The following is a 13,668-nucleotide window of genomic DNA, read 5'->3' as shown; positions in this document are numbered from 1 at the left end:
GATGCCGCCGAAAGGACACGACAAGAGCGTCAGACGCAGCATTCCCGGGTTGCCCAGCCTGCCGCGTCCGCTGTACGGGCGCACTGAATCACTGCCCAATCGCGCGCTGACCCGCCGTCACAGTCATCCGTGGGTGCAGTTGTCCTACGCGATCCAGGGCGTGCTCGAAGTGCAAACCGCCGTCGGTCGTTTCGTCGCACCACCGGAACGGGCGGTGTGGATTCCGGCGGGCGTGCCGCATCGAGTATTCAGTTCGCCGCACACTGAAATGCGCAGCCTTTACATTGATTGCAGTGTCGCCAACTGGGCGCCCGAGCGTTGTCATGTACTCGGCGTCAGTGATCTTTTGCGGGAGCTGATTCGGGCCTTCAGTCAGATACCTGTCGAGTATGACCAGAGCGGCCCGCACGGGCGTTTGGCCCAGGTAATCCTCGATCAACTGGCCGATGCCCCGCCTATCGATCTGATGCTGCCATTGCCGCAGGACAGTCGCTTGCGCCAGATCTATCAAAGTCTGGAGCAACATCCGGAACAGCAGACCACCTTGGCGCACTGGAGCGAAAAATTCGGCGTAACCGAGAAAACTCTGACTCGGCTGTTCCTGCGCGACACCGGTTTGACCTTCCGCACCTGGCGTCAGCGCCTGCGTCTGTTGAGGGCGCTGACGCCGCTGGAACGTGGCGAACGCGTCACCGACGTGGCTTTGGCCTGCGGTTACGACTCGACGTCAGCGTTTATTGCGGCGTTTCGCCAACAGTTCGGTGAAACGCCGGGTGAGTTTTTCCGATGAAATTAACCGATATTTATCGACTTTGTGCATGCCATTGGGCAAATTTCAGAGTAGAGTTTCGCCCATCAAGAATCTTTGACATCTTTCGACGATAACAATGATCAACCACCCTTTAGCGAACCTGTCGGCGGTAACAGCATGATCGAAGTCACTGAAGTTTCCATTGCCCAATTGCGCGCCGCGCTCGAATCCGGCCAGACCACAGCGGTTGAACTGGTGCAGGCCTACCTGGCGCGCATCGACGCCTTTGACGGCCCGGATACCGCCACTGCCCTGAACGCAGTAATCGTGCGTAACCCTGACGCACTGAAAGAAGCGCAGGCCTCGGACGACCGTCGTGCCAAGGGGGAAACCCTCGGTCCGCTGGACGGCATCCCTTATACCGCCAAGGACAGTTATCTGGTCAAAGGCCTGACCGCCGCGTCCGGCAGCCCGGCCTTCGCCGATCTGGTGGCCCAGCGCGACGCGTTCACCATCGAACGCCTGCGTGCGGGTGGCGCGATCTGCCTGGGCAAGACCAACATGCCGCCGATGGCCAATGGCGGGATGCAGCGCGGGGTCTATGGCCGTGCCGAAAGCCCTTACAACGCCGACTACCTGACGGCTCCCTTCGCTTCCGGCTCGTCGAACGGTGCCGGTACCGCCACCGCTGCAAGCTTCTCGGCATTCGGTCTGGCGGAAGAAACCTGGTCGAGCGGTCGCGGCCCGGCATCCAACAATGGCCTGTGCGCCTACACGCCATCGCGCGGGGTGATTTCGGTACGCGGCAACTGGCCGCTGACGCCGACCATGGACGTGGTGGTGCCATACGCCCGCACCATGGCTGACCTGCTGGAAGTGCTCGATGTGGTGGTCGCCGAAGACACCGACACCCGAGGCGATCTGTGGCGCCTGCAACCCTGGGTGCCGATCCCGAGCGTCGCCTCGGTTCGCCCTGCTTCCTATCTCGAACTCGCGGTGAAAAGTAATGCACTGGCCGGCAAACGTCTTGGCGTACCGCGCATGTACATCAACGCCGACCCCGAGGCCGGCACCAGCGAAGCACCGGGCATCGGCGGCCCGACCGGGCAGCGCATCAACACCCGCGCCTCGGTAATCGATCTGTGGAAACAGGCCCGTCAGGCCCTTGAGGCCGCCGGTGCTGAAGTGATCGAAGTGGATTTTCCGCTGGTCTCCAACTGCGAAGGCGATCGTCCGGGCGCACCGACCGTATTCAATCGCGGCATCGTTTCGAAAGAGTTCATGCACCACGAACTGTGGGACCTGTCGGCCTGGGCGTTCGATGATTTCCTGCGCGCCAACGGTGATCCGAAACTCAATCGACTGGCGGACGTCGACGGCCCGAAAATCTTCCCGCACGACCCCGGCACACTGCCCAACCGCGAAGGCGACCTCGCCGCCGGCATGGACGAATACGTGCGCATGGCCGAGCGTGGCATCACGCCGTGGGATCAGATCCCGACCCTGCCGGACGGCCTGCGCGGCCTGGAAAAGACCCGCAAGCTCGACCTCGAAGACTGGATGGATCGCTTGGGCCTCGACGCCGTGCTGTTCCCGACCAACGCCGACGTTGCCCCGGCTGACGCCGACGTCAACCCGGCTTCGGCGGACATCGCCTGGAGCAACGGCATCTGGGTCGCCAACGGCAACCTCGCGATCCGCCACCTCGGCGTACCGACCGTCACGGTACCGATGGGCGTGATGGCAGACATCGGCATGCCGGTCGGCCTGACCTTCGCTGGTCGCGCCTATGATGATTCGACGTTGCTGCGCCTTGCTGCGGCGTTCGAGGCGACCGGTTCGAAACGACGGATACCGCCACGTACGCCAGCACTGGCGACAGGCAAGTAAATGCAAAACGGCGGGATCAATTGATCCCGCCGTTTTTTATCGCTCTGCCAGCTCTTCCAGCAAATCCGCCGAAGGCACGAAGAACAGACTGCCCGTGACGGCCGTGCTGAAGTCCAGCAAGCGGTCGTAATTGCCGGGCGGCTTGCCAACGAACATGCTCTCCAGCATCTGCTCCAGCGGCTCCGGGGAGCGCGCGTACCCGATGAAGTAAGTGCCGAATTCGCCTGCCCCTGGCCGGCCGAACGGCATGTTGTCGCGCAGGATCTTCACCTCTTCGCCATCCTTGGTGATGGTCGTCAACGCACTGTGGGAATTGCTCGGTTTGACTGAGTCGTCCAGTTCGATATCGGACAGTTTGGTACGCCCGATCACCCTCTCCTGCGCCTCCACCGACAATTCGTTCCAGGCCTTCATGTTGTGCAGATACTTCTGCACCAGCACGTAACTGCCGCCACTGAACGGCTGATCTTCATCGCCGACCAGAGTGAAATGCTCGGCTTTGCGGCCGACCGGATTTTCCGTGCCGTCGACGAAACCGATGATGCTGCGCATGTCGAAATAGCGGAAACCCTGCACCTCGTCGGTCACCGTCACGGCGCCGTCCAGCGCCGACATCAACTGCGTCGCCAGTTCGAAACACAGGTCCATCTGATCGGCTCGAACGTGCAACAGCAAGTCGCCAGGCGTGGAAACAGCCCGCCGCCCTTCTACACCGAACTCGCGAAAATCATGCAGGGACGCGGGGCGTGGACTGCCGAACAGTCGATCCCATGCGCTGGAAGAAAATCCGCACACGCAGGACAGATTTCCCGATGGAACGCGCTTGCCGACCGAGCGCGTCAGGCCCGCTATATCGGCGCACCAGCCACGGACTTTTTCAGCGGCCTCGGCCTCGGCGTTGAGAGTGGCCACGATGAATATGGCAGCGCTGGTGATCGGGCTGCAGACGGCTTGAGGATCTGGCGTGTCGATGATCGTGACTCCCGAAGTGGTGAACTGGCTCGACAGCGAGGTTAGCAAAGAAGCGTTGAACGAAGTATTACCCGCGCCTGCCCTGTCGTCCGACATTTCGTTTTTAACGAACAATACCCACGAAATAAACGATTTTTCTTTGTCGGAAGGCTCCTACTAGGATGGCCGCGTCTACCCCGAAAAACATAACGACAGGGAGAACGGCATGCACCCCATCAACATCGGCGAACCCTGGATGTGGGTCGCCTTCATCGTTTTTGTCCTCGCCATGCTGGCCGTCGACCTGTTCGTCTTCGGTGGGCGCAAGGCGCATCGGGTCTCTGTGCGGGAAGCCTCATCCTGGGTGATCGCCTGGTGCATGCTGGCGATGGCCTTCGCCGGGTTGCTCTGGTGGTATCTGAACGGCGAATTCGGTCCCGACATCGCCAAGGTCAAGACCCTGGAATTCCTCACCGGCTATTTGATCGAACAGTCGCTGTCGATCGACAACATGTTCGTGTTCGTGATGATCTTCAGCTACTTCGCCGTGCCGCCGGAGTTGCAGCGCAGGGTGTTACTGTACGGCGTACTGGGAGCGATCGTGATGCGCGCGGCGATGATTTTTGCCGGGGTGTGGCTGGTGTCGCAGTTTACGTGGCTGCTGTACGTGTTCGGTGTGTTCCTGATCATTACCGGGATCAAGATGTTGATGTTCGCCGATCAGCAGCCAGATCTTGAAAAAAATCCGATCGTGCGTTGGGCCCGTGGACATTTACGCATCACCAATAGCTTCCACGGCGAGCGCTTTTTCGTGTTGCAAAACGGCGTGCGCTGGGCCACGCCGATGTTTCTGGTGCTGGTGCTGATCGAGGCCAGTGACCTGATGTTCGCGGTCGACAGCATCCCGGCGATCTTCGCGGTGACCACCGACCCGTTCATCATTTTTACCTCGAATATCTTCGCGATCATGGGCTTGCGGGCGCTGTACTTTCTTTTGGCAGACATGGCCGACCGCTTTCATCTACTCAAATACGGACTGGCGCTGGTGCTCGTGTTTATCGGTGGGAAGATGACGGTTATGCCGTGGTTTCACATGCCGGTGGAGTGGTCGCTGGCGATTGTCGGCGGGGTGATTCTGACATCGGTGTTGCTGAGTCTGATCCTGACGAAGGACAAGTCGCCCGAGGAAAGTCAGGCGAAATAATGGCCGAGGGAGCGAATTCGCTCCCTCGGCTTTTAACCTATTTATCGGATTTGATGCTGGTCCACACCCGGGTCCGCACCCGCTCCAGCTTCTGAGGCAACGGCTGCACCACGTACAGTTTCTTCAGCGCTTCGCTGGTCGGCGTCAGGTTGGGGTTGCCAGTGATTTCCTTGTTGATCAGCGGCAGCGAATCCTTGTTGGCGTTCGGGTAGCCAAGAAAATCACTGATCGAGGCGATGACCTTCGGATCGAGCAAGGTGTTGAGGAATTCGTGGGCTTCTTCAACGTTCTTCGCGCTCTTCGGAATGGCGAAGGTGTCGAACCAGATCGGTGCACCTTCCTTCGGCAAGCGCCAGTCGACCACCACGCCGTTTTTCGCTTCTTTGGCGCGGTTGCCGAACTGGTAGAAGCTGCCGGAATAACCGATGGCCACGCAGATGTCGCCGTTGGCGATGTCGGTCATGTACTTGGCCGAGTTGAAGTAAGTGACGTAAGGGCGAACCTTGAGCATCAGGTCCTTGGCTTTCTCATAGTCGGCCGGGTTCTGGCTGTTCGGATCGAGGCCCAGATAATGCAAGGCCAACGGCAGAATTTCCGATGGGGAATCGAGCATCGCCACGCCACAGGATTTCAGCTTCTCCATGTTCTCCGGTTTGAACACCAGATCCCAACTGTCCACCGGTGCATTCTCGCCGAGCGCAGCCTTGACCTTGGCCGGGTTAAAACCGATCAGCACCGTACCGACCATGTAGGGCACGCCGTACTGGTTACCGGGGTCGTTGGCGTCGAGCAACTTGAGCAACGCCGGATCCTGGTGACTCCAGTTCGGCAGCTTGGACTTGTCGAGTTTCTGGAACACGCCGGCCTTGATCTGGGTCTCGAGGAACTGGTTCGACGGCACCACCAGGTCGTAGCCGGAGTTGCCGGTCAGCAGCTTGGCTTCGAGGGATTCGTTGGTGTCGAAGGTGTCCCAGGTCACTTTGATGTTGCTTTTGGCGGCGAAGTTCTTGGGCACCGACGGCAGAATGTAATCCGCCCAGTTGTACACCCGCAGTTCGCGCTGTTCGGCCTGCACGGCGCCGGCCAGCAGCGTCAGCCCGCAAACAGTGGCGCCCAGAATGCGTTTCATCGTGACCATATTGTGTTTCCCCGAATGCAGCGTGAGTCGATGGTTTTTATGTTCTGTACACGGCAGCGGCTGTCAGATCAGCCAAGGGCAAGGAAGGTGCAGCATTTTGTTGTGGCTTCGATTCTTCCTGACAGCGTAGACGCAGCACAGTAGCCCATTGGCCAAAAGGGGATCGAAATGGCCAATTTGCGTGACCGCCGGGATGCGGAAACAACAATGCCCGACAAAGTGCCGGGCATTGTTTGAGAAGACTGCAGAAGATCAATCAGTAAAACCCAACCGCGCCGCCCTGCTCTGCTGGGTCTGGCCACGGGTCGCCAGGCAGTAATACAGCGGGCAGGTGACGATCAGGCCGACCAGCCACGACAGGTCCGCGCCTTCCACCAGATTGGCGTACGGCCCGACATACAACGATGCATTGGCGAACGGCAGCTGCACGATGATGCCGATGAAGTAGGCAATGATCGCGTGCAGGTTGAAGCGCCCATAAATGCCGCCGTCGGCGCGGAAGATCGAGGCGATGTCGTAACTGCCGCGCTTGATCAGATAGAAGTCGATCAGGTTGATCGACGCCCACGGCACCAACACCAGCAGCAGCGCCAGAATCAGCCCGATGAACTCGGAAATGAAATCCGCCGATGCCCCCAGCGCCACCACACAACAGCCCGCCAGCACCACGCTCGACAAGATCACCCGCACCTTGATGCTTGGCGTCCACTGGCTGGCGAAGGTCTGAATCGAGGTGATGATCGACAGCACCGCGCCATACAGATTCAGCGCGTTGTGGCTGATGATGTTGAGCAGGAACAGCACCATCAGAATCGGCCCCAGCCAACCGGTGGACTGCTTGACCGCCGCCATCGCTTCGGTGCCTTCCGGCGTCGCCAAAACCGCCACTGCGCCGAAGGTGAACGACAGAATCGTGCCCAGGGTGGCGCCCAGATAAGTCGCGATAAAGGGTTTGCCGATCCCGATGTCCGCCGGCAGGTAACGGGAATAGTCGGAGACATAGGGCGAGAAACTGATCTGCCAGATGATCCCCAGCGACACCGTCGCCAGCCAACCGGACAGATTGAAGCTGCCTCGGGTGAAGAAGTCCGCCGGTAACTCATGGGCAAAGATGTAGATGAAACCGGCCAGCAGCGCACTGCCCATCACCCAGGTGCCGATGCGGTTGAGCGTGTGGATGAAGTTGTAGCCGATCACGCCGATGGCGGTAGCACTGAGGGCGCCGATCAGGATGCTCATCGGCGCCGGTACCGACGGCGCAATGCCGACGATGGACTTGCCGGCCAGCACAATGTTGGAAATGAAGAAGCCGATATAGATGATCGCCGCGAAGAACACGATCAACAGCGCACCGTAACGCCCGAACTGGCCCCGACTCTGGACCATCTGCGGAATGCCCATGCGCGGGCCTTGCGCCGACGCCAGGGCGATCACCACGCCGCCGATCATGTGCCCCAGCGCAATCGCCAGCAGCCCCCAGAACAGGTCGAGATGAAACACCTGGACCACCATGGCGCCGGTGACAATGGGCAGTGGCGCAATGTTGGTGCTGAACCAAAGTGTGAAAAGGTCGCGGGCCTTCCCGTGGCGTTCCGCGAGTGGGACGTAGTCGACCGTGTGATTCTCGATCAACGGATCTTGCCGGGACATCTGGGACATAAAAATGAACTCGATTGGGTCTGTTCTTATCGTTGTATGAAGCCAAACCGGGGGTGCTTCTTGGCCGCCCCTCAGATGCAGACCATATTATGGTATTCCAAACTTTTCACAAGACTGATCCGCTGTTTGCGACGGCATCTGATCCGGCATCCTCCCTGATAGCCAGCGTTCACGGCTAGAGCAAAGCCCCGTAAACGCTGAGTTTCCGACGGATGAACCACGTTTATCGTTTCACCAAAAAAGCGCTTGCAATCGATGTGTTACGGTATACCATCAGACCCACAAACGAATAAAAACACGCTTCACCGCACTCGAGGATTGACCAATGATCGATGCTGCCGTCTACAAACAAGTCATGGGCTCGTTCCCGTCCGGCGTTACTGTCATCACCACGCTGGATGACGACGGCCAGATCGTCGGCCTGACCGCCAGCGCCTTCAGTTCGCTGTCGATGGACCCCGCCCTGGTGCTGTTTTGCCCCAACTACAGCTCAGACTCCTATCCCGTCCTGATCAAGAACAAACGCTTTGCCATTCACGTGTTGTCCGGCGGCCAGCAGAGCGAAGCCTATGCCTTCGCCCGCAAAGGCAAGGACAAGGCGCAGGGCATCGAGTGGACGCTGAGTGAACTGGGCAACCCGATCCTGGCCAACGCGACAGCTATCATCGAATGTGAGCTGTGGCGCGAATACGAAGGCGGCGACCACGCGATCATGGTCGGCGCGGTGAAAAACCTCATCGTTCCTCAGCAGGACGCCGGCCCGCTGGTGTATTGCCACGGCAAGATGGGCGCCCTGCCCGCCTTCGCCTGATCCGCACGATTGCACTTAAACAGGCCGGCAAGCGACCGGCCGACCACAAGAGATTCGAGGTAGCGTCATGAAATTTTCCCTGTTCGTACACATGGAACGCTGGGACGAAAGCGTCAGCCACCGTCAACTGTTCGAAGACCTGACCGAACTGACGTTGATGGCCGAGGCCGGCGGTTTCAGCACCGTGTGGATCGGCGAACACCACGCGATGGAATACACCATCTCGCCGAGCCCGATGCCGCTGTTGGCCTACCTCGCGGCCAAGACCACTACCATTCACCTGGGCGCTGGCACCATCATCGCGCCGTTCTGGCATCCGCTGCGGGTCGCCGGTGAATGCGCGTTGCTCGATGTGATCAGCAACGGGCGGATGGAAGTCGGCCTGGCGCGTGGCGCCTATCAGGTGGAATTCGACCGCATGGCTGGCGGCATGCCTGCTTCCAGCGGCGGCCAGGCGTTGCGGGAAATGGTCCCGGTGGTGCGCGCCCTGTGGCGAGGCGATTACGCCCACAACGGCGAGATCTGGAAATTCCCTACTTCCACCAGCGTGCCGAAACCGGTCCAGAAGCCCAACCCGCCAATGTGGATCGCCGCCCGCGACCCGGACTCGCACAACTTCGCCGTGGCCAACGGCTGCAATGTGATGGTCACTCCGCTGATGAAAGGCGATGAAGAAGTCCTCGACCTGAAGAACAAGTTCCAGACGGCGCTGGACAACAACCCGGATGTGCCGCGTCCACAATTGATGGTGCTGCGTCATACCCACGTGCACTCGGTGGATGACCCGGAAGGCTGGAAGGTTGGCGCGAAAGCCATTTCACGTTTCTACCGCACGTTCGATGCGTGGTTTGGCAACAAGGAAACTCCGGTTAATGGCTTCCTCGCCCCGAGCCCGGAAGAGAAATTTGCCGGCCGGCCGGAGTTTGAACTGGAGAGCCTGCACAAGACCGCGATGATCGGCACGCCGGAAGAGATCATTCCGCGTATCAAGTACTACCAGGAACTGGGGGTGGATGAGTTCAGTTTCTGGTGCGACAACAGCCTGCCGCATGCGGAGAAGAAGAAGTCGCTGGAGCTGTTTATCAAGCATGTGGTGCCGGCGTTTAGATAGACCTGCCACCCGACATATGAAAACGCCCCGAGATGTTCGGGGCGTTTTCATTTGGGTTTTCAAGGCAACGATGGCTCTGTTGGATCAGGCAGAAAGAAGCGCGCTGTCAGCCAGCATGTCGCCATCGACGTGAGGAACAGCACGACCATTCCGAACATTTCATCGGAAAAGGTCGCTCCCTTTACATCCGATACAACGGCTAGGACAAACGGTGTCACCCATAAAGTCGCCAACGCGGCGCCCGTCAGTGCAATTACTGAGCAGGCTCGGTTCGTCCGTTTGACCTTCATCAGTGCAATCACCATTGCGAACACCAAAAACGGTACAAGAAATATCACCTCAGCGAGCAAGGGACCGAGGAACGGCATCAACATCAGCTCACCTCCCACAACCTCGCCCATCAGCCGAGGATTCATGGCCAGATGGAAGATCGTTGCAAGGGTCTTGATGATGCTTGCGATAAACCCTGGAACCAATGGACAGAGAAGAAAGGCAAGGAACACTTTCAGACGTGGGTATTTTTTTACTTCGCTCAATTCCTGGATCCTTTGCGCGCAAACCGGGACACACCATGTATCGAATTATCTCTGGGACACCCATAAACCTCGACTTGAGACCGGCTAATGGGTGTCCCCTTTTTTGGCAAGTTGGCGGAGGCTCATATCAGAATCTCGGAAAAGGCAAAAACTAGAGGAAGAAATCCATGCGGAAATAGATCGGGGCTTCGCGCTCGGTCAGCGCAGCTGGTCGTTCCAGGGAATGGGCAAAGGTCACGGTCGCGGCGACGTGTTCACCACGCGCAAACAACTCCAGCGAGTTGCTCGACATGCGTCCGTGCTGGTCGCCGTTGTAGCGGTCATTGCGAATGACGCCCTGATCGTAACCAAGGCTGGTGCCATATTCGGCGAATACCGGACGCAGCCATTCGGCGTTGATCGGGCGCGCCCAGCGCAGGTCGTTGCGCCAGTAACCGCCGCTGTCGCCTGAGAGCGACTGATCCTTGTAGCCACGGACCGATGACAGCCCGCCAAGGCTGGTGCGTTGCGGGCTGAACAGCACGTCTTCGGTGCGCTGGCCGGTCATCAGGCTGCTGAAAGTGAAAGATTCGCCCCACAGCTTGAACGGCTGCAGATAACTCAGGGTCGCGGTGTATTTGCGATAACGTGCGTCCGGTTCGCCGGGGCCAGGATCGTGGCTGCCCTGGGCATCGAACGCGCCGATGCCCTGCTGCATGCCGGCATCGAAGTTGACGAAGGCGCTGCCAATCCGCCGCCCATGGTTGAAGCCGAACTGCGCTTCGCTGATGCGGTTGCTGCTCAGCTTGAGCTTGCTGTCTTCGATGAAGTTGTTGGTGCGCAGATACGACAGGCCGGTGCTGAGGGAGCTCTTGCTCACCGCATCGCGGTGAATCACGCGTTCGGCCCGCAACTGATGGTTTTCGCTGTCGCCGGTCTGCTTGAAGTTGTAGCCGTTGGCGGCGATCTGTGAACGGTATTCACTCTGGCTGTAGGTGTAGCTGAAGTTCCACCAGCCCCACGGCAGGTTGTAGTTGAGCATGGCGTTGTTGGAGGTGTGCTGATGGTCGGTCATCGCATCGTGACCGCCGCGCAGGCTCAACTGATCGGCCAGGCCCAGCGGACTATCCCAGTCGAACGTCGTGCCCCACTGCTGCTCACCGGTGCTGCGCTGGCCGTCGTTGCTGCGCGACAACCCGGCACGCCATGGTTTTTGCGGGGTGTTGGTGACCAGCACCTGACTGCCGCCAACGTTCTGGCCCGGCGAGAGCTCCATCTTGGCCTGATTGGACGGCAGGCGATTGAGCTGATCGACCATCTGCTCGATCTCGCGCAGGTTGACCAGTTCACCGGTCTTGCCGGGAAACGCCATCGACAACTCACGCTCGGAAAGTTTGCTGTTGTCGGCGCCTTTCAAGCCTTCCAGTTTGCCTTCGACCACCAGCACTTTCAGGTGCCCACCAGACAGATCCTGCTGTGGCAGATAAGCCCGGCTGGTCACCCAACCCTTCTCGATGTAGTGATCGGTGATGACCTTCAGCACTTCATTCAGCTGAGGCACACCAAGGCACTGGCCGATGTAGGGCTTGAGCAGACGGCTCTTGTCGCTCTCCGACAGGCTGTCGGCGCCTTTGAGCTCGATGTCGTTGATCTGAAAGCAACGCGTGTCGACGGGGGCTTCCGGCTGCGCCGGCCTGGCCTCTTTGCCGGGCAGATCCTTGAGCTCTTCGAGCCGCCGCTGCTGCTCTTCGAGCAGACGGTTCTGGCGTTCGCGGATCAGATCAGTTTCACCGGGGGTGGGTGCTGCAAATGCGGTTTGGAGCGGAGAAAGGCATAGCAAAGCCAGGCACAACCTCGCCACGAGGGCGGGTGAAGACATGTTCGATCCCTCGAGACGGAAACTGATATCAAAATAATGGCGCGATAGTAATGAGCCACTATTCTGACGTCAATTTTTGATATTACTGATTACGTATTGCCGACCAGCGGCAGCAGTAAAGGTCGTCCCGAATCGGAGAATCACATCACCTCAATGCTCAACTGCCAGTTTTGTCGCCACATCCTCCGGCGCCAGCACCCGACCATCCGCCGACAGCAACTCAAGCTTCCTGATCGGCTGACGCTTCTGCGCATCGACCATCACCGACCCCGACTCGCCAGGCTCGAACAGGAATTCCCCGCCCCATTGCGACAACGCAACGATCACGGTTTGCAATGCGCGGCCCTTTTCAGTCAGCACGTATTCCTTGTAAGCGCTGCCATCGGACGCCGGCACCAGGCGCAGGATGTCGCGCTCCACCAGCCCTTTGAGCCGGGTGCTCAACATGTTCTTGGCGATTTCCAGGCTCTTCTCGAAATCGCTGAAGCGACTGATGCCTTCCAGTGCATCGCGGATGATCAGCAACGACCACCAGTCACCGATCAGATCGAGTGTCCTGGCGATCGGGCAGGCATTGCCCGCAAGGCTTTTGCGCTTCATTTCGGGTTTCTCCGGTAAAACGGCAGGTTCGATGCGGTTGCATCTTACAACTCATGCCGCCAAACCGTTAACGCGTGCGCCACGAAACTTAGCACCTGCGTACAAGTGGCCAATGCCCTTTGTCGCGATAGTGAACGCTGCCATCACGGCAACCACGCAGCCCAAATCCAAGGAGTTTTCATGAGCACCTTCACGACCCGAGACGGCACCGAGATCTATTTCAAGGACTGGGGCAGCGGCAAGCCCGTGCTGTTCAGCCATGGCTGGCCGCTGGACGCCGACATGTGGGAATACCAGATGGAGTACCTGAGCAGCCGCGGCTACCGCACCATCGCCTTCGACCGTCGTGGTTTCGGGCGCTCCGAGCAGCCATGGACCGGCTACGACTACGACACCTTCGCCGATGACATCGCACAACTGATCGAGCACCTGGATCTACGTGACGTGACCCTCGTCGGTTTCTCCATGGGCGGCGGCGATGTCAGCCGCTACATTGCGCGTCACGGCAGCGAACGTGTTGCCGGGCTGGTGCTGCTGGGCGCGGTGACGCCGTTGTTCGGGCAGAAACCGGACTTTGCCGAAGGCGTCGACAAGTCGGTGTTCGACGGGATCAAGGCCGGGCTGCTGAAGGATCGCGCGCAGTTCATCGCTGACTTCAACGCCCCGTTCTACGGCACCAACCAAGGCCAGAAAGTCTCCAATGGCGTGCTGACGCAAACCCTGAATATGGCGCTGCTGGCCTCGCTCAAAGGCACCCTGGACTGCGTCACTGCATTCTCGGAAACCGACTTCCGCCCGGACATGGCGAAAATCGATGTACCGACGTTGGTGATTCATGGCGATGGCGATCAGATCGTCCCGTTTGAAACCACCGGCAAACGCGCGGCTGAGCAGATCAAGGGCGCCGAGCTGAAAGTCTACGCAGGCGCGCCGCACGGTTTTGCGGTCACCCATGCGCAGCAATTGAATGAAGACCTGCTGGCATTCCTCGATCGCTGAGTCCGTGTGATCTGAACGCGCCTTGAAAAGGGCCGCCGACAACCCTGTCGGCGGCCCTTTTTTTCCTTGTCCCGGATTTCGGTGGCAAGCCAAAGCCCCGTATTTACGGGGCTTTCAGGCCTCTGCATCACGTTTTTATCTTCACATGCCAGCTTAATAA

The 13,668-nt window shown here is 59.2% G+C and carries 12 protein-coding genes; 6 read left to right on the top strand and 6 right to left on the bottom strand.

Going from position 1 to position 13,668, the window contains the following annotated elements; genetic code table 11:
- Position 1: 1 nt before the first annotated feature.
- Both CAF79_RS14290 and CAF79_RS14285 read left to right on the top strand, forming a co-directional pair.
- Positions 2-790 carry a helix-turn-helix domain-containing protein gene (locus tag CAF79_RS14290; protein WP_085698295.1) on the top strand — a complete coding sequence of 263 codons (789 nt, stop codon included), beginning with the start codon at positions 2-4 and terminating at the stop codon, positions 788-790.
- A 138-nt stretch (positions 791-928) separates the two neighbouring features.
- Positions 929-2,641 (top strand): amidase, encoded by a 1,713-nt coding sequence (locus tag CAF79_RS14285; protein ID WP_085698294.1) that lies wholly within the window; start codon positions 929-931, stop codon positions 2,639-2,641.
- 36 nt (positions 2,642-2,677) lie between these two features.
- Here CAF79_RS14285 and CAF79_RS14280 read toward each other — a convergent pair whose 3' ends face one another.
- On the bottom strand, positions 2,678-3,709 hold the full coding sequence (locus tag CAF79_RS14280) for a Dyp-type peroxidase (RefSeq protein ID WP_371917926.1): 1,032 nt from the start codon (positions 3,707-3,709) through the stop codon (positions 2,678-2,680).
- Between the two features lie 109 nt (positions 3,710-3,818).
- Between CAF79_RS14280 and CAF79_RS14275 the strand changes: the two genes are divergently transcribed.
- Positions 3,819-4,796: a TerC family protein gene (locus tag CAF79_RS14275; protein WP_085698293.1), complete on the top strand. Its 978-nt coding sequence runs from the start codon at positions 3,819-3,821 to the stop codon at positions 4,794-4,796.
- A 37-nt stretch (positions 4,797-4,833) separates the two neighbouring features.
- Here the strand turns inward: CAF79_RS14275 and CAF79_RS14270 are convergent, their stop codons facing one another.
- Both CAF79_RS14270 and CAF79_RS14265 read right to left on the bottom strand, forming a co-directional pair.
- On the bottom strand, positions 4,834-5,934 hold the full coding sequence (locus CAF79_RS14270; RefSeq protein WP_085698292.1) for a polyamine ABC transporter substrate-binding protein: 1,101 nt from the start codon (positions 5,932-5,934) through the stop codon (positions 4,834-4,836).
- 252 nt (positions 5,935-6,186) lie between these two features.
- On the bottom strand, positions 6,187-7,593 hold the full coding sequence (locus tag CAF79_RS14265; protein WP_085698291.1) for a cytosine permease: 1,407 nt from the start codon (positions 7,591-7,593) through the stop codon (positions 6,187-6,189).
- Positions 7,594-7,918: 325 nt separating this feature from the next.
- Between CAF79_RS14265 and CAF79_RS14260 the strand changes: the two genes are divergently transcribed.
- Together CAF79_RS14260 and CAF79_RS14255 are read left to right on the top strand one after the other, a co-directional pair.
- A complete protein-coding gene (locus tag CAF79_RS14260) occupies positions 7,919-8,404 on the top strand; it encodes a flavin reductase family protein (RefSeq protein WP_007950450.1) in 486 nt (161 codons plus the stop codon).
- Positions 8,405-8,471: 67 nt separating this feature from the next.
- Positions 8,472-9,515: an LLM class flavin-dependent oxidoreductase gene (locus CAF79_RS14255; protein ID WP_085698290.1), complete on the top strand. Its 1,044-nt coding sequence runs from the start codon at positions 8,472-8,474 to the stop codon at positions 9,513-9,515.
- A gap of 59 nt (positions 9,516-9,574) precedes the next feature.
- Here CAF79_RS14255 and CAF79_RS14250 read toward each other — a convergent pair whose 3' ends face one another.
- The 3 genes from CAF79_RS14250 to CAF79_RS14240 form a co-directional block, all read right to left on the bottom strand.
- The gene (locus CAF79_RS14250) at positions 9,575-10,051 is read right to left on the bottom strand and encodes a hypothetical protein (RefSeq protein WP_085698289.1); all 477 of its coding nucleotides are present in this window, start codon (positions 10,049-10,051) and stop codon (positions 9,575-9,577) included.
- A gap of 151 nt (positions 10,052-10,202) precedes the next feature.
- Complete coding sequence (locus CAF79_RS14245) at positions 10,203-11,909, bottom strand: ShlB/FhaC/HecB family hemolysin secretion/activation protein (RefSeq protein ID WP_085698288.1); 1,707 nt, start codon at positions 11,907-11,909, stop codon at positions 10,203-10,205.
- Between the two features lie 150 nt (positions 11,910-12,059).
- Positions 12,060-12,509, bottom strand: coding sequence for a helix-turn-helix domain-containing protein (locus CAF79_RS14240; RefSeq protein WP_085698287.1), 450 nt, complete (start codon positions 12,507-12,509; stop codon positions 12,060-12,062).
- Positions 12,510-12,689: 180 nt separating this feature from the next.
- Here CAF79_RS14240 and CAF79_RS14235 point away from each other — a divergent pair, with 180 nt between their 5' ends.
- Positions 12,690-13,508 (top strand): alpha/beta fold hydrolase, encoded by an 819-nt coding sequence (locus tag CAF79_RS14235; RefSeq protein WP_085698286.1) that lies wholly within the window; start codon positions 12,690-12,692, stop codon positions 13,506-13,508.
- Positions 13,509-13,668 lie beyond the last annotated feature (160 nt).

This window comes from Pseudomonas sp. B26(2017), from assembly GCF_002113045.1.
GTDB lineage: Bacteria > Pseudomonadota > Gammaproteobacteria > Pseudomonadales > Pseudomonadaceae > Aquipseudomonas.
This window is presented reverse-complemented; position numbering and strand designations above follow the sequence as displayed.

Excerpts from the sequence above, each read along its gene's own strand:
- CAF79_RS14275 (WP_085698293.1), top strand. The coding sequence starts at position 3,819 with ATGCACCCCATCAACATCGGCGAACCCTGGATGTGGGTCGCCTTCATC.
- CAF79_RS14270 (WP_085698292.1), bottom strand. The coding sequence starts at position 5,934 with ATGGTCACGATGAAACGCATTCTGGGCGCCACTGTTTGCGGGCTGACG.
- CAF79_RS14235 (WP_085698286.1), top strand. The coding sequence starts at position 12,690 with ATGAGCACCTTCACGACCCGAGACGGCACCGAGATCTATTTCAAGGAC.
- CAF79_RS14280 (WP_371917926.1), bottom strand. The coding sequence starts at position 3,709 with ATGTCGGACGACAGGGCAGGCGCGGGTAATACTTCGTTCAACGCTTCT.
- CAF79_RS14260 (WP_007950450.1), top strand. The coding sequence starts at position 7,919 with ATGATCGATGCTGCCGTCTACAAACAAGTCATGGGCTCGTTCCCGTCC.
- CAF79_RS14265 (WP_085698291.1), bottom strand. The coding sequence starts at position 7,593 with ATGTCCCAGATGTCCCGGCAAGATCCGTTGATCGAGAATCACACGGTC.
- CAF79_RS14255 (WP_085698290.1), top strand. The coding sequence starts at position 8,472 with ATGAAATTTTCCCTGTTCGTACACATGGAACGCTGGGACGAAAGCGTC.
- CAF79_RS14245 (WP_085698288.1), bottom strand. The coding sequence starts at position 11,909 with ATGTCTTCACCCGCCCTCGTGGCGAGGTTGTGCCTGGCTTTGCTATGC.
- CAF79_RS14285 (WP_085698294.1), top strand. The coding sequence starts at position 929 with ATGATCGAAGTCACTGAAGTTTCCATTGCCCAATTGCGCGCCGCGCTC.
- CAF79_RS14240 (WP_085698287.1), bottom strand. The coding sequence starts at position 12,509 with ATGAAGCGCAAAAGCCTTGCGGGCAATGCCTGCCCGATCGCCAGGACA.
- CAF79_RS14290 (WP_085698295.1), top strand. The coding sequence starts at position 2 with ATGCCGCCGAAAGGACACGACAAGAGCGTCAGACGCAGCATTCCCGGG.